Raw genomic sequence first — 20,307 nt, forward strand, 5'->3', positions numbered from 1 at the left:
GGTTAGGCATCTGGGTCATGCGATTGGGTCATGCGACTGCGTTAGGCGTCCAGCGCACTCATGACGTGCTTGATGCGGGTGTAGTCCTCGACGCCGTACATGGACAGGTCCTTGCCGTAGCCGGACTGCTTGAAGCCTCCGTGCGGCATTTCGGCGGTGAGCAGGATGTGGGTGTTAATCCAGACGGCACCGAAATCCAGGTCGCGGCTGACGCGCATGGCCGTCCCGTGGTCGGTGGTCCAGACGCTCGAGGCCAGGGCGTACTCGACGTCGTTGGCCAGCTCGATGGCCTCTTCCTCCGTGCTGAACTTCTGCACGGTGATGACGGGTCCGAAGGTTTCCTTCTGGACGATGTCGTCACTCTGCTTGGCCCCGGTGACGATGGTGGGCTCGAAGAAGAAGCCCTTGTCACCGGCGCGGTGGCCGCCGGTCTCGATCTTGCAGTTTGCCGGCAGGTGCTCGATCACCGAGGTCACGGCGTTGAAGTGGTTGACGTTGTTCAGCGGGCCGAAGTAGTTGTCCTCGTCGTTCTGCGAGCCGGTGTGCAGGGTCTTGGTGTGTTCCACCATGGCTGCCACGACGTCGTCGTGCACTTCGTCCTGGACCAGCACGCGGGTGATTGCGGTGCAGTCCTGGCCGGCGTTGAAGAAGGCGAATTCGGCGATGGCCGCGGCGCTCTTCTTGATGTCCGCGTCCTTGAAGACGATGGCAGGGGCTTTGCCGCCGAGCTCCAGGTGCGCGCGCTTGAGACCCTTGGCGGCACCGGAGGCGACGGCGATGCCGGCGCGGACGGAGCCGGTGATGGAGACGAGTCCGGGGACCTTGTGGTCCACCATCATGGCGCCGGTCTCGCCGGTGCCGAGGACGACGTTGAGCACACCGGCCGGGAAGATCCCGCCGGCGAGGCGGGCCAGAACCAGGGTGGACTCGGGGGTGGTGTCCGAGGGCTTGAGCACCACGGTGTTGCCGGCCGCCAGGGCGGGGCCGATCTTCCAGACGGCCATCAGGAACGGGTAGTTCCACGGCGCCACCTGGGCCACCACGCCGATCGGCTCGCGCCGGACGTAGGAGGTGTGGCCCTCGAAGTACTCCCCGGCGGACTTGCCTTCCATGATGCGTGCGGCTCCGGCAAAGAAGCGCAGCTGGTCCGCGCCGGCGGCAACCTCCTCGGAGGCGATCAGGGAGCGGACCTGCCCGGTGTTGCGGTGCTGGGCCTCCACGAGCTCGTCGCTGTGCGCCTCCACGGCGTCGGCCAGCTTGAGCAACATGAGCTGGCGCTGCCCCGGCGTCGTGTGCTTCCAGCTCTTGAAGGCATCCCTCGCGGCGGTCATGGCGGCGTCGACGTCGGCCTGCACCGAGACGGGTGACTTCGCCACCACGTCACCGTTCGTGGGATTGACGATGTCCAGCATGCCGGTGCCGGCGGGCGTGACAAATTCGCCGTTGATGAAGTTCTGCAAGGTTTGAACCACGGTGTACAACCTCTTTCGCGCTGAAGGGCCCTAATTAGACTGCTCCGAGCCTATGCCAGGCCTGCGGGGCTGGGAATAGTCACCTGCACACCGTTGCCGCGATACTTTAGTGCGCTTGACCAGCTCCCGGCTATCCTGAATCCATGGCCATTTCACTTGCTGCCCTGCTGGGGGTTCCGTCCCTCAAACTGACCAAGGCGGGCCTCGCGGAAACCACCTCGCACCAGGACATCCTCTGGGTCGCCGTCACGGAACAGGAGGACCCGCAGCGATTCCTCAACGGCGGCGAACTCGTCCTCACCACCGGCATGCGGCTCCGGAGCGCCCCGGACCAGCGCCGCTTCGTCCGTCAGGTCCAGCGGGCGGGCGCCGTGGGGATCGGCTTCGGAATCGGCCTGACGCACGACGACGTGCCGCCGGCCCTGATCGCCGAGGCCAACCGCTGGGGCCTGCCCGTCGTCGAGGTCCCCTACGAGACGCCCTTCATCGCCATCGGCAAGCTCGTGGCCGACGCCCAGTCCGCGGACCACTACTCCAAGCTCGAGCGGCTCATCGCCGGGCACCAGATCCTCGCCCGGGCCCTCCTCACCGGCGGCGGCCTCGCCGAACTGCTGAAGCACCTCGGTTCCATGCTGCGGACCGAGATTGTGCTGACCCAGTTCACCGCCCAGCTCTACAACAGTGTGGCGGGCAATCCCGCCCCCAGCACCGACGGCTGGGCCTCCTACCCCATCCCGACCGGCCGCCGCGATGCGTGCACCCTCTGGATCAAACAGCCCTTCGAGGACTCCGGCATTGTGGGCTACGCCCAGAACCTGATCAGCGTCGAGCTCAACAACATGGTCAAACAGCGCCAGTCGCAGCGCGCCCTCGCCGGGCAGGTCCTCGAGGACGTGATCCACGGAACCCTGGATTCCAGCGAAGCCACCCGCCGGCTCGCCGGTATAGGCATCAACAGCACCCGCAAGAATGTGGTGCTGCTCGCCGAGTCGGCGGCGCACCACAAACAGCTCGGAAGCTCCTCACTGCCGCAGCCGCTGGACAAGGCGGTGAGCGCCGTCGTCGGGAAGGACCTGATCGCGGTGATCCCCGACGACGGCAGCGGCGCCAGCGGGCTGGCCCGCAGCCTCAGCGATCATCTGGCCGAAGCCGGCCTGCATGCCACGATCGGGATCGGCGGGTCGTACACAAAACCCAACGGGCTGCGCTGGAGCTATTTCGAGGCCCGCGACGCCGCCAGCCACGGCCTGCCCGTCAACGAACCCGAGCGGCTCAGCCTGACCTCGCTGCTGCTGGCCAGCGAGGATGTTCCGCTGGCGGATATGGCGAACGAGTCGCTGAATCCGCTTCGCAGCTTCGACGCCACGCACGGGGCCGAGCTCATGACCACACTGGAAAGTTACCTCAACAACAACGGCTCGGTAGCCGCCGTCGCCGAGGACCTCACGCTGCACCGGAACACCGTCCGTTACCGGCTGGCCCAGATCACCGAGCTCACCGGCTATGACCCTGCCCAGACGGCGGACCGTGTGCAGTTGTGGCTGGCGCTCGCCGTGCAGCGGCTGAGCGCACGCCACCCGCACTGACAAACATCCCCATCCCGATTGGCCGTGGACACCGGTGCAACGGCTGTCCCTGGCCGAGATATTTGCCACTTAAATCCGGATCTCAAACATCAAACGTCTAACCTTTAGGTATGGCTAGCAACACGGCGGAGTCCGCCCACCCCGAGACAGCACCCTCCCCCGGCACGGTCCGCGGGCGGCAGCGCGGCGTGGCGGTGGCCGGCGTCGTCGCGATCGTGCTGATCGGGCTCAACCTGCGGGCCGGCATCACCGGGGCGGCTGCCCTGCTTCACGACCTGCAGGCAGTGCTGGGCTACGGACCGCTGATCGGTGCCATCATCCCGTCGATCCCTACGCTGTGTTTCGCGGTGGCCGGCGCCGCCACGTCCTGGCTGACCCGGCAACTCGGACTCGAAAAGGCCATCCTGCTCTCCCTCGTGATGCTGGCCGCAGGACTGGTACTGCGGGGCATCCCGTCCACCGGAATGCTGCTCGCCGGCACTGTGGTGGGCATGTCGGGGCTGGCCGTGTGCAACGTGGCGATGCCGTCCTTCATCAGGGTGCACTTCGCGGACCGCACGTCCCTCATGACCGCCCTTTACACCGTGACCATGACCACGGGCGCCACGGTCACAGCCGTACTGATCGTCCCCGTGGCGCAGGCGCTCGGATCGCCCTCCGCGGGCGTAGGATCCATCGGCTTCATGGCCCTGTTCGCCTGCCTCGGCTTCCTCCCGATTGCAGTGCATGCCCACCGGAATGCGTCCGCCGTCAAGGCCGCCCGGGTTTCCCCCTGGCCCCTGCTGCGCACCCGGACCGGAGCACTGATCACCCTCGGCTTCACGGTCCAGGCACTCCTGGCCTACGCCATCATGAGCTGGTTCCCGTACATGCTCGTGACAATGGGGATGACCGCTTCCGCGAGCGGGCTCATGTTCGGGCTGATGCAGCTCGTCTCCGTCCCCGCCGGCATGGTGCTGGTGGCAATCGGATCCCGCCCGCGCAGGCTGCGGGGCGCGTTCCATCTGGCCACCGTGACGATGGCGCTCGGCGTCCTGGCGATGCTGGTCCTGCCGGTCGACTGGGCGCCCCTGACGGCGGTACTGCTCGGCTTCGGGCTCGGCATCTTCCCGCTGGTCATGGTGATGATCAGCCGCAGCGGCCGCACCACCGAGGAGACCACGGCACTGTCCACCGTGGCCCAGTCCGCCGGGTATCTGCTGGCCACCCTCGGGCCCTTCGGCATGGGCCTGCTGCACAGCGCCACCGGCTCCTGGACACTGCCGTTGATCCTGCTGCTGGCTGTGGCCCTCGGCCAGATCGCCGTCGGCCAGCTCCTCACGGACCGGCCCAAAACTCCGCAGTCCGCCGAAAGGACTCCGCGATGACCCTCACCGCTTCGCACCGGCCCCCGCTGGTGGACGAAATCACCGCCAAGCTGCGGGCGCTGATCCACTCGGGCGAGTGGCCGCTGCAGCAGCGCATCCCGGCGGAACCGGAACTGACGGCTGCCTTCGGCGTCTCCCGCGGCACCCTGCGCGAGGCCATCAAGGCGCTGGCCCACAGCGGAATGCTTGAGGTCCGCCGCGGGGACGGCACCTACGTTCGGGCCACCAGCGAGATTGCCGGTGCCACGCAGCGCCTGTATCTGGACCACTCCCAAGTGCACATCCTCGAGGTCCGGGTGGGCCTGGACACCCAAGCGGCCCGGCTCGCCGCCCGCCATGCGACGGCCGACGCCGTCACCGCCATGCGCGAGCTGCTCGCCGCTCGCCGCGTTGCCTGGCTGGCCGAGGACTACCCCGCCTGGGCCCGTGCCGAATGGGACTTCCACGTGCTGGTGGCACAGGCCTCGGCGAATCCCCTGCTGCATGAGCTGTACGTCAGCTTCGGCGTCGTATTCCACAATGATCTCCTCCGGCAGCAGCGCCGGGGAGGCTTCAACGGCCTGCCGCATGAAGGCCACGGCGAACTGGTGGAGGCGATCGCAGTCCGGAACGAGGCGGCCGCCGTCGAAAGCGTCACCCGGAACCTGAATTCCTGCGCGGACTGGCTCCGGGAGTAGCTGCCTAGGGTTTCTCCAAGGTCGCCGGATGATGCTCAGTCCCAGCGGTACGCCCCCGACCCAGACCTGCTGGCGGACGGCAATATTATCGGCCTCGTCAACGCCGAATCAGACGGCCGGCTCCTGCGCCCAGCAGCAGGGGCCCGGCACGACAAAGGCCTCCGGGCCGGAACCGACGTTCCGTCCGGAGGCCTTTGTGTTGCTCCAACGATCAGCGCGCGAGACCCTTGAAGGCGTTCCTGGGGCGCTGCATTTCGCCGTGCTTGGCGCCGAGCAGAGCACCCAACCGGCGGCCTCATTGTCTGCACGGCTGACTGGGGGAATATTGACCGGCGGGACGGCGAGCTGAATGTCAGATCACGAAACTGCCATCGGAGAAGCTGCCGACGCCGCCGAGGCGGCGTCCAACAGCACCGTGCTCGACGTCGTCGCGCGTTCGGGTTTTGCTGTGATGGCGCTGCTTCATATCGTGATCGGGGCCATCGCCGTCGCCCTGGTCCTGGGCGCCCCGGGCCAGGCCGAACCGACCGGCGCCATCGAACAGCTCGCGGCCAACGCCTGGGGTCCAGCCGTGATGTGGGCGGCGTGCATAGCCTGCGCCGGGCTCTCGCTCTGGCAGCTGAGCGAAGCGACCCTGCGGGCCCGCCATCTCCCGCGGGGCGAACGGCTGGGCAAGCTCCTTTCCTCCGGCTTCCTCAGCATCGCGTACGGCAGCGTCGGGCTGAGTTTCGCCGGCTTTGCGCTCGGCAACCGCGGCGATTCGGGTGACTCGACCCGGGATTTCAGCACCGCGCTGGTGCAGAGCCCGTTCGGGGTTCCGCTCCTGATCGGCCTCGGGCTGACCATCATCGGGATCGGGGTGTACTTCATCGTCAAGGGTGTCGGAAAGAAGTTCAAGGATGAGCTGCACCACTTCGAAGGGACGCACCGCGGACACCTGGTCAGTGCCCTCGGCGTGGCCGGCCACATTGCCAAGGGCGTGGCGCTGATCCTGACGGGGCTGTTGTTCGTCATCGCGGCGGCGACCAACAATCCCGGCTCGTCCACGGGGCTGGACGGCAGCCTGAAGGCGCTGTTGGGGCACCCCTTCGGCCCGTACCTGCTCCTGGCGATCGGGGCGGGGTTTATTGCCTACGGGGCATTCGCGCTGATCCGGGCTCGTTTCGGCCGGATGTAGCGGCGTCTCATCCTGCGTAGCTTCGGGCTAGCTCACGGCCTTCCGCAGCGGAACCACATCGCCTTCCTGGTACAGCAGGGCGCGGATCTCGGACTCCGCGGAATCCAGCCGTTTCGGGTCAATCGTCTCCCCCGCCGCGAAGTGGTCCAGCAACCGCGGGTCCACATAGCTTTTCCGGGCGATCGACGGCGTGTTGCCCAGGACCGCGGCCGCGTCCTGCATGGCGCGGCTCAGCGCACTTTTCCGGGCCGAGACTTTCGCCTGCGGGCCGCTCTGCGCCAGGCTGACGGCTGCCGCCGCCGTCCCCCGCAGGGTGCGGAAGTCCTTCGCGGTGAAGTCCTCCCCGGTGCGCTCCTTGACATACTCGTTGATGTCCGCGCTCGACACCGGGTGCCAGCTGCGGCCGTCCTTGTAGGCCAGCAACCGGGCGTTCCCGCCGCGCCGCTTGAGGAGCCTCACGACGGCGGCGAGGTCGGCGTCGTCGATCCGTGACTCCCAGGTCTTGCCGCTCTTGGCCGGAAAACTGAGCCTGAGCTCGTCCTTGCGGACCTTGACGTGGGCGCAGAGCATGGTGGCGAGGCCGCGGCTGCCGTTTTCGTTGGTGTAACGCTCCGAGCCGACCCGCAGCGATCCGCTGTCGAGCATCCGAAAGGCGGCCGCCAGTACCCGCTCGCGGCTCAGCCCTTCGGAGCGCAGGTCCATGGTCACCAGGCGGCGGGCGGCCGGCTCGGCCAGCTGGAGCGAACGGTCGAACTTCAGCCGGTCCTTCCGTTCGCGCCAGCTCGGATGGTAGATGTACTGCCGCCGGCCCACCGCGTCGACTCCCGTGGCCTGGATGTGCCCGTTGTCGTACGGGGCAATCCAGACGTCCGTCCAAGCCGGCGGGATCCCGATGCTCTCCAGCCGGTCCCGCACCGGACCCGGAGGCAGCGTCGACCCGCCCAGGTCCTTGTAGCTGAACCCGGTCCCGGCGGAGACCCTGCGGTAGCCGCGGCCGGACGCGTTGCTGTGACGGAGCCTCATGACGATAAGCCTACTGACCACCGGCGGTGAATGGGCAAGCGCGGCGTTTAGACCTCGACGGCGGCGCCGCGTGAGATCTCCACCATGTCCTCGCGCGGGACGACCTTGATCCGCTCGCGCTGCACGGGGACACCGTGCGAATCGCCGGCCGAAGTGGCCTTCTCGCCCAGGGCCCGCTCGTGCTCGTCCAGAGCCAGCCAGCCTTCCCAGCTGGTGTACTGCACGCCGCGGTTCGCGAGGAGTTCGACGACGGCTTCCGGAGCGGGCGCCGCGGCCAGCGGCAGGTTTTCCCGGTCTTCCAGCAGGTACGTCACGGTTTCCAGGGCGTCGCCCTTGGTGTGGCCGATCAGGCCCACCGGTCCGCGCTTGATCCAGCCGGTGGCGTAGATGCCCGGCACGTGGGAGCCGGAGCCGTCCAGGACCCGCCCGCCGTCGTTCGGGACAACTCCGTTGCTGTGGTCGAACTCGATCTCGGGCAGCGAGGAGCCGAAGTAGCCGATTGCGCGGTAGACGGCTTGGACCGGGTAATCAACAAACTCGCCGGTGCCGCAGGCGTTGCCCGTGCCGTCCAGTTCGGTGCGCTCGAACTTGATGCCGGCGACGCGGCCGGGGGCCTCGGCGTCGTCGTACACCTCAACGGGGCTGTGCAGGAAGTGCAGGTGCAGGCGACGGGAGGCGGTGAGCTCGGAGAGGTCCTCGGGCTGTTCGGCGATCCAGTTGGTCAGGGTGCCCACCATGGTCTTGGTCTGGTTGTTGCTCTGGATCTGGCGGTCCGATTCGGCGTCGAACTCGAAGTCCTCGGCGTAGAGGATGATGTCGACGTCCTTGGAGTGGGACAGTTCGCGCAGTTCCAGCGGGGTGAACTTCACCTGGGCCGGCCCGCGGCGGCCGAACACATGCACGTCGGTGACCGGGGAGGACTTCAGCCCGGCGTAGACGTTGTCGGGGATCTCGGAGACCAGGAGGTCGTCTGCGTGCTTGGAGAGCATGCGGGCCACGTCCAGGGCCACGTTGCCGTTGCCGATCACGGCGACTTCCTTGGCGTCCAGCGGCCATTCGCGGGATACGTCCGGGTGGCCGTCGTACCAGGAGACGAAGTCGGCGCCGCCGTAGGAGCTCTCGAGTTCGATGCCCGGGATGTTCAGGTCCGCGTCCTTGATGGCGCCGGTGGCGAAGATGACGGCGTCGTAGTGGGTGCGAAGGTCCTCCATCGAGAGGTCCGTTCCGTAGTCGACGTTGCCGAAGAATCTGATATCTCCCCGGTCCAGGACTTTGTGCAGCGCGTTGACGATGCCCTTGATGCGCGGGTGGTCCGGGGCCACGCCGTAGCGGATCAGGCCGTAGGGCGCCGGGTAGCGGTCGAAGAGGTCGATGCTCACGGTGAGCTCGCCGCTCCTGACGGCCTCGCTCTTGGTGAGGATGTCCGCGGCGTAGACTCCGGCGGGGCCGGAACCGACGACGGCGACGCGCAGCGGGCGGGCGGCGGTTCCTACGGGGGTGCTGATTGACACGGCTGTGTTCCTTTTGTTCGTTCCGTCCCAACTGGCTCGCATTTGTTGTCGTTTTGACGGCTCAGAACGACAACAACTGCCAGCTAGTTGGGCGGTGGGGCTTGGGCTGGGGCGGGCTATAGGGACAGGACGCGGGGGCTGTTCGGGGTGATGGTGCTGTAGTCGGCGGTCTTGAAGTGCGACGGCGCGAACGGGCTGACGCGGACCACGTCACCGATCACGATCACCGCGGGATTCGCGACGCCGGCGGCCTCCGCCTGGTCCGCGATGGTCCCCAGTGTTCCGATGGTCACCCGCTGGTTCGGCAGGTAGCCATTCTCTACGATGCCAACAGGCGTCTCCGGAGGCAAACCGGCGCGGGCCAGGGAGGCCGCGGAATCGCGCAGCTGGCCCACGCCCATGAGCAGGACCACGGTGTGGTCGGCGCGGGCGGGAACCTCTGAGAGTTCCTCGTGGCCGGTGACCACGCTGAAGCCTTTGGCGAGCCCGCGGTGCGTGACCGGGATGCCGGCGGCGGCCGGGACGGAGATGGCCGAGGTGACTCCGGGAACCACTTCGACCTCGACGCCGTGCTGCCGGCAGAATTCGGCTTCCTCGCCGCCGCGGCCCAAGACGTACGGGTCCCCGCCCTTGAGCCGGACCACGCGGTGGCCCTGCTGGGCTTCGTCGACCAGGATCCGGTTGATCTCGGACTGCGGGACGGGATGGTGGCCGGGGGTTTTGCCGACCTCGATGACGCGGACGTCGGGGGCCAGCTCGTTGAGGAGTTCACGCGGTCCGAGGCGGTCCGCCACGACGACGTCGGCCTGGCCCAGGAGCCGGCGGCCGCGGACGGTGATGAGCCCGGTATCGCCGGGGCCGCCGCCCACAAGGGCCACGGAGCCGGTGGCTGCACCTGTGCCGGAAACACGGTGCCGGCGCAGCGGCAGGTCGCCGGTTTCCAGGGCGGTGGCCACGGCGTCGCGCAGGGCCATGGCGCGGCGCGGGTCTCCGCCGGCGTTCACGGCGATCTTCACGTCATCCACCACCGCGACGGCGGGGGTCCAGGCGGCGGAGGACTCGTGGTCGGAGGCGTTGACGCACCAGATGCGCTGGGACTCGGAGTCAGCGGAGACTTGGGCATCCACCGCGGAGTCGCCGGTGGCGGTCTGGACGAACCAGACGCCGTCGACGTCGGACGGGCGGTAGGTGCGCGGCTCCCAGGCGAGGAGGCCGGCGTCGGCAAGTTCGGCCAGGGCCGGGCTGGCCAGGGGGGCGACGACGGTGACTCGGGCGCCAGCGTCGAGCAGTCCCTTGGCGCGGCGTGCGGCGACGGGGCCGCCGCCTACGACGAGCACGGGGCGGCCGAGAAGGCGCAGCGCCGTGGGGTAAATGTCCTGAATTGCCATGCATCGACGATAGGGCGGTGTCCCAGGGCGGAACAACGGTGCGGAAACACCCGTTCACGCAAGGTAACGCCGCGTCACATAGCTGGGGGCAGCTCCGGGGGCACCCTGGGTAGCGGTCCGGGGGCACTTTGACGGCCGGAGCACCACTTCGAGCTCAAATGACGGTGTGTCCGTGTCAATATGCCCCCGGACGGCAGGACCGCACGCCTGTGCCTACTTCACCGCGATGAGTTCGACCAGTTTGATGTCGGGATCCTTGGCGAGCAGGGACGGGCCATGCTCGCCGAGGGCTGCCGGGATGGCCCCGTTGAGGTGGGCCTGCCGGTCCTCCTCGGTGTCGAAGGTGTCGAAAATGCCGAAGGTGTTCTCGTTGACCCGGAACGCGTACCAGGTCCGCGTACCGGGCTCAGTCAGAACGATCTCCCGGCCGCCGTTGAGGAAGTCCCAGACCTCCTGCTCCTTACCCACTTTGGCCTCGACCAGTGCCAGCAGTCCGAATTTTGGTGCCACGGTTGTCTCCTCAGATTTGGGATGGATCGGCCGCACACCGGCCGGTAGGCGTGAGTCTAGGCCGGTCCCGGGGACCCGACAAGGAGTCCCGGGAGAGCTCCTCCCAAACGCAGCAGAGCCCGACGGCGGTAGTCGCCGTCGGGCTCTGCTGTCGGGTTGCGCCGGGGCGCCTAGCGGGTGCTGCCGGCGAGGAGGCCGCGGCGGCGCAGCAGCCGCTTTTCAATCGGTGCGAAGACGAGCAGTTCGATCAGGATGCCGACGGCGAGGATCAGCAGGATCGCGGACATCACGATGGTCATGTCGGACAGGTCCCGGCCCTGGTTCAGCATGGAGCCCAGGCCAAAGCCGATGGAGCCGCCGACCGCGATGATCTCCGCCGCCATGAGGGAGCGCCAGGAGAAGGCCCAGCCCTGCTTGAGTCCGCCCAGGTAGCCGGGCAACGCGGCCGGGAGGATGATCTGCAGCGCCAGCTGCAGCCGGGAGGCACCCAGGACCGTGCCGACGCTGCGGTACTGCGGCGGGATCTGGTCCACACCGGAGATCAGCCCGTTGATGATCGAGGGGATGGCGCCCATGAACACCACGAAGTACACCGTGGCGTCGGTCAGGCCGAACCAGATGATGGCCGCCGGCACCCACGCCACGGAGGGCAGCACCTGGAGCCCCGAGATCAGAGGGCCGAAGGCGCGGCGCAGCGGGGCGACCTGGGCCAGCAGGAGCCCCACCGGGGTCGCGATGGCCACGCTGATCAGGAAGCCCACGAGTCCGCGCTGCAGCGAGGTCCAGACGGCCTCCTGCAGCTTGCCTTCGCCCCACAGGGTTCCCAGCTGGCCAAGGACATCCAGCGGACCGGGCACAAGGTCCTGCCGCTTGATCCCCAGCGACACATACCCCTGCCAGACGATCAGCAGGACCACAAGCGCGGCGACAGGAAGCAGGACCCGGCTCCAGTCGATGCGGGCCTTGCCGACCGCGTCGGACTGCAGTGAATCCAGCCCCGCCTCGAGCTCCCGCAGGTCGGCAGGGCCGGTGGAGGACCGGGTGAGGGCGGCGTGGACCTTGCGGGTCCCGGGGTCCGAGCCCGGGATGAGGGACGTCTCGACCGGCTCGGCGGCCTGCGCATAGTGGGACAGAAACTTATTTGGCATGGCGGCGGATCTCCTCGCGTAGCCGGGCGGTAATGACGCCGGTGAGCTGGCCGGCCAGTCCGGCGTCGGTGCGGTGTTCTTCGCTGACCTGCCATTCCTGCACCACGCGGCCGGGCCGTGAGGAGAGCAGGAGCACGCGCTGGCCCAGCCGGACGGCTTCGCGGACGTTGTGGGTGACAAAAACGATGGTGCGGCCGGTTTCCTTCCAGATCCGCTCCAACTCGTCATGGAGCAGGTCCCGCGTGATCGCATCCAAGGCGGCAAAGGGCTCGTCCATCAGGAGCAGCTGCCGGTCCTGGGCCAGCGAGCGGGCCAGTGCCACACGCTGGCGCATCCCGCCGGAAAGTTCGTGCGGGCGTTTGTCCCCCGCGCCGCCCAGGTGCACCAGGTCCAGCAGTTCGTTGGCCTTCACCTTGCGGTCGGCCTTGCCGACGCCGCGCAGCTTCAGGGCCAGTTCGATGTTCTCCCGCGCGTTCAGCCACGGGAACAGCGCCGCGTCCTGGAACATGAAGGCGGCGCCGTCGCTCGGCACCTCGAGGGCGCCCGACGTCGGGGCCTCCAGTCCCGCCATGATGTTGAGCAGGGTGGACTTGCCGCAGCCGGACGCACCGAGCAGGGCGACGAACTCGCCCTGCTCGATGCTGGCGTTGACGTCGTCCAGCACCGGGGCGCCGTCGCCGAAGCGCTTGCCCAGGTTTTCCAGTACGACTGGCATGGTCACGTCCTAACTTTTGTGGCGGGGTTGCGGGGAAAGCGGGCTAATCTTGGCCGAGTCCCTGCGCGGAGATCTTCTTCCCGGTGGCGCCCTCGCCGAGGACGCTGTTCAGTGCCGTGAGGTCAAAGATGCCGTTGAGGTCGGCCTGCTGGGTGGTGCCGGCGTCGACGCCGTCCTGGAGCAGTTTCTTGTATGTTCCGGCGAGCGGGTCGACGGTGAAGACGATGTTCTTGAGCGAACGGTCGATCACTTCCGCCGGCAGGGTGGCCCCGGCGGATTCCTTGAGCGCGGCGTTGAGGACCGAGGCCTTCTCCGGCCCCGGGGCGGCATTGAGCCAGTCCACGGATTCTGTGTGGCCCTTCAGCAGGGCCTTCACGGTGGCCGGGTGTTCCGCGGCGAACTTCTTGTTGACGATCAGGACGGTGGTGATGAATTCGCCTTTGTCCCAGAGGTCCTTCTCGTCGACGAGGACCTTCGCGCCGGCCTGGAGCACCAGGCGGGATGCCCACGGTTCCGGCAGCCACGCGCCGTCGAGCTTGCCGTCCTGGAACAGTTTCAGGGTCTGGGCGTTCTCGGTGGGGTTGATGGCGACGTCGCCGCTGCCGTCTGTGGAGGTCTTGTACCCCTGCTTGCCGAGCCAGGCGCGCAGGGCCACGTCCTGTGTGCCGCCAAGCTGCGGACTCGCGAGCTTCTTGCCCTTGAGATCCGCCGCCGAGGAAATCTCCGGCTTGACCACCAGCTGCGCTCCGCCGGACGCGGCGCCGGCGATGATGTTGATCGATTCGCCCTTGCTCTTGACGTAGGAGTTGATCGCCGGGTTGGGCCCGATGTACGTGGCGTCGATGGCCCCGGCGTTGAGCGCCTCAATCGCGGCCGGGCCGGCGTTGAAGACCTGGGTGCTGAGTTTGGTGCTTCCGAGGTTCTTGGCGATCAGGCCCTGGTTGACTCCGACAAGGGCCGGGGCGTGGGTGATGTTGCCGAAATAGCCGAGTTTGAGTTCGGCGGCCGGATTGGCGTCGGCGACGGCCGCGGCGGGCGCGGCGTCGCTGTTGCGGGCTACCGTCGACGCCACCGCGGCGCCGGCGCCGATCAGGAGGACAAGTCCGGCGGCCAGGCTGATCTCGAGGGTGCGTTTGCGTTTGGGTTTGCCCGACTCTCCGGCGACGATCCGGGTGGTGCCGGTCGCCGGCTTTTCGGGGTCATGGTGGGCGGGGCTGGGGTTTCGGGGTGTGGATGACATGCGGGAAGTCCTGTTCTGGGGAAGGCGGGTTGGCCGGGCGGGTGGTCAGCGCCGGCGACATCGCCCCCCGAAGATCCGCCGGAAGCGGCCGGAGAGGCGTTCAGTGGTTGTCATGGATTCACCATAGGGAGTGTCATCAACGCGGTTCAACGGTCCGGAAACCCGGGGTCACAGGGGTTCACGGAACGTCACATTCGGCCCAAGACAGCGGGGCCCGCCATCCGGGCTCTTGAGCTCATCAATCGCCTTTAACGTTGACGAGCTGCCGCAGCTTGTGTCGTATCTTGACGAGGTCGGCGGAGTCGCGCATCACCTGGTCGATGGGTTTGTACGCCGCCGGGATCTCGTCGATGAATGCCTCGCTGGGGCGGAATTCGATGCCCCGCATGGCGGCCTTCAGTTCGGCCAGCGAAAAAGTGTTCCTCGCGGCGGTCCTCGAGTATTCCCTCCCTGCCCCGTGCGGCGACGAGTTCAGGGACACAGGGTTCCCCAGCCCGACAACGACGTAGGACGCCGTGCCCATGGAGCCGGGGATCAGCCCGGCGTCCCCCGTTTCAGCCCTGATCGCTCCCTTGCGCGAGACCCAGACGGACTTGCCGTAATGCTTCTCCTGCGCGGTGAAGTTGTGGTGGCAGTTGATCCGTTCGGCCTCCCGGACAGGACCGCCTGTCCATGATTCAAACTGCCGGACCACGCGGTCCATCATCTCCTCACGGTTCAGCAGTGCGTAGTGCTGGGCCCAGCGGAGTTCCCTGATGTAGCGCTCGAATTCGGGAGTGCCCTCCTCGAGGTAGGCCAGGGCCGGATGCGGCAGGACGACGTGCCGCATCCGGACCACGCTCCGGGCCTCGGCGATGTGCCGCTGCGCGAGCTTGTTGCCCACGCCGCGGGAGCCTGAATGCAGGAACAGCCACACGGCGTCCGTCTCATCCGCGCACACCTCGATGAAGTGGTTGCCCGAGCCCAGCGATCCCAGCTGCAGCTTCCAGTTCGCGGAGTACTGGGCGGGGTCGAACCCCGCCTTCGCTGCCATTCGCCGCAGCTCGGCCAGCCGCGGTTCGGCGGTGGCGGTGATCCTGCGGTTGCACTTGCCGGCGGACAGCGGAATGGCGTGCTCGATACCCTCCCGCAAGCGTTTCCGGTCCTTGGGCAGATCCTTGAGGGCATACTGCGTGCGGACGGCAATCATGCCGCAGCCGATGTCGACGCCCACGGCGGCCGGGATGACGGCACCAAGGGTGGGGATGACGGATCCCACTGTGGCGCCCAGTCCCAGATGGGCGTCCGGCATCAGCGCCAGATGCGGGTAGATGATGGGCAGCTGCGCGGTGGTCAGCGCCTGCTCGCGGGTCTTGTCATCCAGGATCGACGCCCAGCTGATGAGCCGGTTATTGATGACTTCCACGGCACCCCCGTCCCGGCCCGCCGGGACCGTTTCGCCTGCAGACTACCTACCCGCGGGCGGCACGGACAGTGCCGCCGGCGGGTCAGTAGCGCTCAGATTGAGTAACGCTCGTCCTCGTGGTCGCCGGGGTGGTCGTTGACGAGGCCGGCTGCAAGGGTGTTGCCGTCCAGCGGGTCGATCACGAGGAACGCGCCGGTGCGGCGGTGGTGCAGGTAGTTCTCCAGCGGCAGCGGCGCGGCGAGCCGCAGCTGGGCGTGGCCGATGTCGTTGAGCTCCAGGGTGGAGGTGGGCTCGAGCTGGAAGTTGGCGAGGTCCAGCTTTCCCGTCACGTTCCGGACCAGGGCCTGGACAGTCCGGGTGCCATGCTTGATCAGCACCTTTGCGCCCTCACGGAGCGGTTTCGGCGAAAGCCAGCAGAGCGCGGCGTACAGGTCCGCCGAGGCCTCCCGGATGGTGCCGGCCGCCGCGATGGTGTCACCACGTGCCACATCGAATTCGTCCGCGAGGCGCAGCGCCACGGACTGCGGGGCCACGGCCTCGGTGAGCTCGCGCCCGGCAAAGTCGATGCCGGTCACGGTGGTGGTGCGCGGGGCCTGGCCGGGCGTGAGGACGCTGACCTTGTCCCCCAGCTTCACCGAACCTTCAGTGATCTGGCCGGCGTAGGCGCGGTAGTCCCGGTACTTTTCCTCGTCCAGTCCGGCCGCGACGGCGTCGGGAGCGAGCGCCCCCTGCGGCCGGATGACGAGCTGGACGGGGAAACGGAAACTTTCCAGGTGGCTTTCGAGTTCGTCCGCGGCCGGCAGTGTCTCCAGGACTTCGAGCAGCGCCGGGCCGTCGTACCAGGGTGTGCGGTCCGAGCGGTCCACGACGTTGTCGCCGTCGAGCGCGGACACGGGGACCACGAAAAGATCAGAGATCCCGCCTGCATTTGAATCGTCACGGCCGAGCCCGAGTTCGCGGCCCACCTGCTGCACGTCCGCTTCGATCTGCCGGAACACGTCCTCGCTGAAGCCCACGAGGTCGATCTTGTTCACAGCCACAATCACGTGCGCGACGCGCAGCAGCTGCAGCACGGACAGGTGGCGGCGGGTCTGTTCGAGGACGCCCTTGCGTGCGTCGATGAGCACGACGACGGCATCCGCGGTGGACGCGCCCGTCACCGTGTTCTTGGTGTACTGCACGTGGCCGGGGCAATCCGCGAGGATGAAGCTGCGGCGGTCCGTGGCGAAGTAGCGGTAGGCGACATCGATGGTGATGCCCTGTTCCCGCTCGGCGCGCAGGCCGTCGGTCAGCAGTGCCAGGTCAATCGCTTGCGTGCCGGTGGCCCCGGCACCGCCGAAGCCGCGGTCCGCGGAGGTGCGGGCGACGGCGTCGAGCTGGTCGGCGAGGATCGCCTTGGAGTCATGCAGGAGCCGGCCCACCAGGGTGGACTTGCCGTCGTCGACTGAGCCTGCGGTCGCGAAACGGAACAGCGTTGCGTTCGTCAGCGGGGCCTCGTCAAGAAGGGCAGCCGCGCGGGCCGTATCGATTTCGGTGCTCATTAGAAATAGCCGTCCTTCTTGCGGTCTTCCATGGCGGCCTCGGAGATGCGGTCATCTGCCCGGGTGGCGCCACGTTCGGTGATGGTGGAGGCGGCAACTTCGATCACGACGTCGCGCACGGTGGCGGCGGCCGATTCGACGGCGCCGGTGCAGGACATGTCGCCGACCGTCCGGTAGCGGACGGTCTTGGTGATGACCTGTTCGTCCTCGCGCGGCAGCGAGACTTCGCCGACTGCCCGCCACATGCCGTCGCGGGCGAAGACCTCGCGGTCGTGGGCGTAGTACAGGCCCGGGAGCTCGATGCCTTCGCGCTCGATGTAGCGCCAGATGTCCAGCTCGGTCCAGTTGCTGATCGGGAACGCGCGGACGTGCTGGCCGACGGTGTGGCGGCCGTTGTAGAGGTTCCAGAGCTCGGGCCGCTGGTTGCGCGGGTCCCACTGGCCGAACTCGTCGCGCAGGCTCAGGATCCGTTCCTTGGCCCGGGCCTTGTCCTCGTCCCTGCGCCCGCCGCCGAAGACGGCGTCGAACTTGTTGCGCTGGATCGCGTCCAGCAGCGGGACGGTCTGCAGCGGGTTGCGGGTGCCGTCGGCGCGCTCGGCCAGCTCGCCGCTGTCGATGAACTCCTGCACGCTTCCGACGACGAGCTTCAGGCCCAGCCGTTCCACGGTCCGGTCGCGGAACTCGATGACCTCGGGGAAGTTGTGGCCGGTGTCCACGTGCAGGACCGGGAACGGCACCTTGCCGGGCCAGAACGCCTTGGTGGCCAGGTGCAGCATCACCACGGAATCCTTGCCGCCGGAGAACAGCAGCGCAGGCTTCTCGAACTCGGCAACAACCTCGCGAATGATGTGAATGGCCTCGGACTCGAGGGTGTCCAGGCTGGAGAGGCGGGCCGGGGAGCTCAGGCGGGCCTCCGCCGTCGACCCCGATGCCGCCCAGGGAGTGGCATCGGGCCTGTCGGAGCCGCGCGCATCGTCCGAAGGACGTATGCCGCGCGGCGAAGGGGCGGGGGCGGCATCGGGGTCGACGGCCACGAAAGTCTCAACATTGCTCATACGTGTAGTCCGCATTCTGTCTTGTCGGTTCCTGCCCAGCGTCCGGCGCGGGGATCATCGCCGGGCGCCACCTTCCGGGTGCACGGCTGGCAGCCAATGGACGGGTAGCCCTGTGAAAGCAGCGGGTTGACGGGGAGGAGGTTGTCGTCGGAGTACTGGACCAGCTGGTCGAAACTCCAGGCCGCGACCGGGTTGACCTTGACCAGTCCGTTGGTTTCGTCCCAGCTGACCAGCGGCGTGTTGGTGCGGGTCGGGGCCTCGTCGCGGCGGACGCCGGTGAACCAGAGTTCGTAACCGGCGAGGGTGCGGCGCAGCGGAGCCACCTTGCGGAGCGCGCAGCACTGGGCGGCGTCGCGGGCGAAGAGGTCCTTGCCCAGGAGCCGGTCCTGCTGTTCCACCGTGTTCTCCGGCAGCACGTCGACGACGTTGACGCGCAGGTTGGCGGCGACTTCGTCGCGCGTCGCGTAGGTTTCCGGGAAGTGGTAACCGGTCTCCAGGAAGAGCACGTCGACGCCGGGAAGCTGGTCCGCGACGAGGGCCGGCAACACGGCGTCGGCCATGGAGCAGGCGACGGCGACTGCGGGCAGCTCGAAGTTCCGGGCCACCCAGGCGATGACCTCGCGGGCCGGGGCATCCCAGCCGAGCTCGGCGGCGCCCGCCTCGGCGATGGCTTTGAGTTCGTCGTGGGTGCGGAGGGCGGGCGCTGCCGGCGGCTGAGGGGTGCTCACTGAAGATCCCCCTCGTCGGCGGCAAAGGCCCATTCGGCGAAGGTCTGGCCCTCGGCGCGGTCGGCCACGAACTTCCGGACCACACGCTCCACATAGTCGGGGAGGTCCTCAACATAGACCTTCAGACCGCGGACGGTGCGTCCCAGGCCCGCTTCTTCACGGTCGGTGGACGCCAGCCCGCCGCCCAGGTGGACCTGGAAGCCCGGGGTGGGGTCGCCGTCGGGCGTTGGCAGCATCATGCCCTTGAGGCCGATGTCCGCGGTCTGGATCCGGGCGCAGGAGTTGGGGCAGCCGTTGATGTGCAGCGAGAGTGCCTGCGGCAGCTGCTTGCTTTCGGCGAGGTCAGCCAGGCGGCGTTCCAGTTCGGCGACGGCGGTGGCCGCCGTGAGCTTGGTTTCCACGATGGCCAGCTTGCAGAATTCGATGCCGGTGCAGGCGATGGTGCCGCGGCGGAACACGGACGGCTTGGCCGACAGGCCCAGGGCGTCGAGCTCTGCAACGAGCGGTTCCACCTGTTCCTTGGGCACGTCGAGGACCACGAGCTTCTGGTGCGGCGTGGTGCGCAGCCGGTGCGAGCCGCGGGCTTCCAGCGTGGTCGCCAGCTTGACGAGCTGGCTGCCGGAGAGGCGGCCGGCCAGCGGGGTGGCGCCGATGAAGAACTTGCCGTCCTTCTGTTCGTGCACACCGATGTGGTCACCCGGGGAAGAGGGCTTCGGGGCCGCCGGGCCGTCGGCGAGCTGGTACCCGAGGTATTCGTCCTCGAGGACCTGGCGGAACTTCACCGGTCCCCAGTCGGCCAGCAGGAACTTCAGCCGGGCCTTGGTGCGCATCCGCCGGTAGCCGTAGTCGCGGAAGATGCTGGTCACGCCGAGCCAGACGTCGGCGGCCTGGTCCGGCCGGACGAAGGCGCCCAGACGCTTGCCCAGCATAGGGTTCGTGGAGAGAGCGCCGCCCACCCAGAGGTCGTAGCCGATACCGAGTTCCGGGTGGACCAGGCCCACCAGGGCGACGTCGTTGATTTCGTGGACCACGTCCTGGCTGGGGTGGCCCGTGATGGCGGTCTTGAATTTGCGCGGCAGGTTGGCCAACTCCGGGTCGCCGATGAAGCGCTCGGCGAGCTCACGGATCAGCGGCGTGGGGTCGATGATCTCGTCCTTGGCGATACCGGCAACCGGGGAGCCCAGGATGACGCGCGGGACGTCGCCGCAGGCTTCCGTGGTGGACAGGTCCACGGATTCGAGGCGGCGCCAGATTTCCGGCATGTCCTCGACCCGGATCCAGTGCAGCTGGATGTTCTGGCGGTCGGTGAGGTCGGCCGAGTCGCGGGCGAAGTCCACGGAGATCTGGCCGATGACGCGCAACTGCTCGGTGGTGAGGGCGCCGCCGTCGATCCTGACGCGCAGCATGAAGTACTTGTCTTCCAGCTCGTGCGGCTCGAGCGTGGCGGTCTTGCCGCCGTCGATCCCGGGCTTGCGCTGGGTGTAAAGCCCCCACCAGCGGAAGCGGCCATGCAGGTCCGTGCCGTCGATCGAGTCGAAGCCGTGCTTGGAGTAGACGGACTCGATACGCTCGCGCACGTTCAGGCCGTTGTCTTCCTGCTTCCAGGTTTCGTTGGCGTTCAGCGGTGCGGTCCCGTCCACCTTCCACTGCCCGTGCGGCTTCGCGGCAGGGCGGGAGGCGGGTCGTTTGGTGCGGCCTTCGGCAGCCTGGTCCGGGGACGCTCCGGCTAGAGCTGTATCAGTCATGGATCGACTGTAGGGCCGG

Annotated in this window: 17 protein-coding genes; 4 read left to right on the top strand and 13 right to left on the bottom strand. The window is 67.9% G+C overall.

All coding sequences use genetic code 11. The annotated features are described in order from the left end of the window. Positions 1-41 precede the first annotated feature (41 nt). Positions 42-1,472 (bottom strand): gamma-aminobutyraldehyde dehydrogenase, encoded by a 1,431-nt coding sequence (locus ACQCSU_RS07470; protein WP_426979110.1) that lies wholly within the window; start codon positions 1,470-1,472, stop codon positions 42-44. Positions 1,473-1,615: 143 nt separating this feature from the next. Here ACQCSU_RS07470 and ACQCSU_RS07475 point away from each other — a divergent pair, with 143 nt between their 5' ends. The 4 genes from ACQCSU_RS07475 to ACQCSU_RS07490 all read left to right on the top strand — a co-directional run bounded on the left by ACQCSU_RS07475 (position 1,616) and on the right by ACQCSU_RS07490 (position 6,279). After that, positions 1,616-3,058: a PucR family transcriptional regulator gene (locus ACQCSU_RS07475; protein ID WP_426979111.1), complete on the top strand. Its 1,443-nt coding sequence runs from the start codon at positions 1,616-1,618 to the stop codon at positions 3,056-3,058. Positions 3,059-3,168: 110 nt separating this feature from the next. Further along, positions 3,169-4,425, top strand: a complete 1,257-nt coding sequence (locus tag ACQCSU_RS07480) for an MFS transporter (RefSeq protein ID WP_426979112.1) — start codon at positions 3,169-3,171, stop codon at positions 4,423-4,425. Continuing rightward, positions 4,422-5,102, top strand: coding sequence for a FadR/GntR family transcriptional regulator (locus tag ACQCSU_RS07485; RefSeq protein ID WP_426979113.1), 681 nt, complete (start codon positions 4,422-4,424; stop codon positions 5,100-5,102). The genes ACQCSU_RS07480 and ACQCSU_RS07485 overlap by 4 nt, the downstream gene beginning before the upstream one ends. A gap of 349 nt (positions 5,103-5,451) precedes the next feature. Next, positions 5,452-6,279, top strand: a complete 828-nt coding sequence (locus tag ACQCSU_RS07490) for a DUF1206 domain-containing protein (protein WP_426979114.1) — start codon at positions 5,452-5,454, stop codon at positions 6,277-6,279. 27 nt (positions 6,280-6,306) lie between these two features. On the opposite strand, the gene ACQCSU_RS07495 is transcribed toward ACQCSU_RS07490, so the two are convergent. From ACQCSU_RS07495 to ACQCSU_RS07550, 12 genes are all read right to left on the bottom strand, one after another. Beyond that, on the bottom strand, positions 6,307-7,302 hold the full coding sequence (locus ACQCSU_RS07495) for a DNA topoisomerase IB (protein WP_426979115.1): 996 nt from the start codon (positions 7,300-7,302) through the stop codon (positions 6,307-6,309). A 47-nt stretch (positions 7,303-7,349) separates the two neighbouring features. After that, on the bottom strand, positions 7,350-8,813 hold the full coding sequence (locus tag ACQCSU_RS07500) for an FAD-dependent oxidoreductase (protein WP_426979116.1): 1,464 nt from the start codon (positions 8,811-8,813) through the stop codon (positions 7,350-7,352). Between the two features lie 116 nt (positions 8,814-8,929). Further along, positions 8,930-10,201, bottom strand: a complete 1,272-nt coding sequence (cobA, locus tag ACQCSU_RS07505; protein ID WP_426979117.1) for a uroporphyrinogen-III C-methyltransferase — start codon at positions 10,199-10,201, stop codon at positions 8,930-8,932. A 213-nt stretch (positions 10,202-10,414) separates the two neighbouring features. Continuing rightward, positions 10,415-10,711, bottom strand: coding sequence for a putative quinol monooxygenase (locus ACQCSU_RS07510; RefSeq protein ID WP_426979119.1), 297 nt, complete (start codon positions 10,709-10,711; stop codon positions 10,415-10,417). A 170-nt stretch (positions 10,712-10,881) separates the two neighbouring features. Then, a complete protein-coding gene (locus ACQCSU_RS07515) occupies positions 10,882-11,859 on the bottom strand; it encodes an ABC transporter permease (RefSeq protein ID WP_426979120.1) in 978 nt (325 codons plus the stop codon). Next, positions 11,849-12,574, bottom strand: coding sequence for an ABC transporter ATP-binding protein (locus ACQCSU_RS07520; protein WP_426979121.1), 726 nt, complete (start codon positions 12,572-12,574; stop codon positions 11,849-11,851). Before ACQCSU_RS07520 ends, ACQCSU_RS07515 begins: the two co-directional genes overlap by 11 nt. Positions 12,575-12,617: 43 nt before the next feature. Next, positions 12,618-13,814, bottom strand: coding sequence for an ABC transporter substrate-binding protein (locus tag ACQCSU_RS07525; RefSeq protein WP_426979122.1), 1,197 nt, complete (start codon positions 13,812-13,814; stop codon positions 12,618-12,620). A 238-nt stretch (positions 13,815-14,052) separates the two neighbouring features. Continuing rightward, entirely contained in the window at positions 14,053-15,219 is a 1,167-nt protein-coding gene (locus ACQCSU_RS07530) for an RtcB family protein (RefSeq protein WP_426979123.1), read from the bottom strand. A gap of 92 nt (positions 15,220-15,311) precedes the next feature. Then, entirely contained in the window at positions 15,312-16,760 is a 1,449-nt protein-coding gene (locus ACQCSU_RS07535; RefSeq protein ID WP_426979124.1) for a sulfate adenylyltransferase subunit 1, read from the bottom strand. Further along, positions 16,760-17,815 (bottom strand): sulfate adenylyltransferase subunit CysD, encoded by a 1,056-nt coding sequence (gene cysD / locus ACQCSU_RS07540; RefSeq protein WP_426979125.1) that lies wholly within the window; start codon positions 17,813-17,815, stop codon positions 16,760-16,762. The genes ACQCSU_RS07535 and cysD overlap by 1 nt, the downstream gene beginning before the upstream one ends. Continuing rightward, positions 17,812-18,576 (bottom strand): phosphoadenylyl-sulfate reductase, encoded by a 765-nt coding sequence (locus tag ACQCSU_RS07545; protein ID WP_426979126.1) that lies wholly within the window; start codon positions 18,574-18,576, stop codon positions 17,812-17,814. Before ACQCSU_RS07545 ends, cysD begins: the two co-directional genes overlap by 4 nt. Next, complete coding sequence (locus tag ACQCSU_RS07550; RefSeq protein WP_426979128.1) at positions 18,540-20,288, bottom strand: nitrite/sulfite reductase; 1,749 nt, start codon at positions 20,286-20,288, stop codon at positions 18,540-18,542. The genes ACQCSU_RS07545 and ACQCSU_RS07550 overlap by 37 nt, the downstream gene beginning before the upstream one ends. Between the last annotated feature and the right edge of the window lie 19 nt (positions 20,289-20,307).

Source organism: Pseudarthrobacter sp. O4 (assembly GCF_050157025.1).
In the GTDB taxonomy this organism is placed as follows: Bacteria; Actinomycetota; Actinomycetes; order Actinomycetales; family Micrococcaceae; genus Arthrobacter.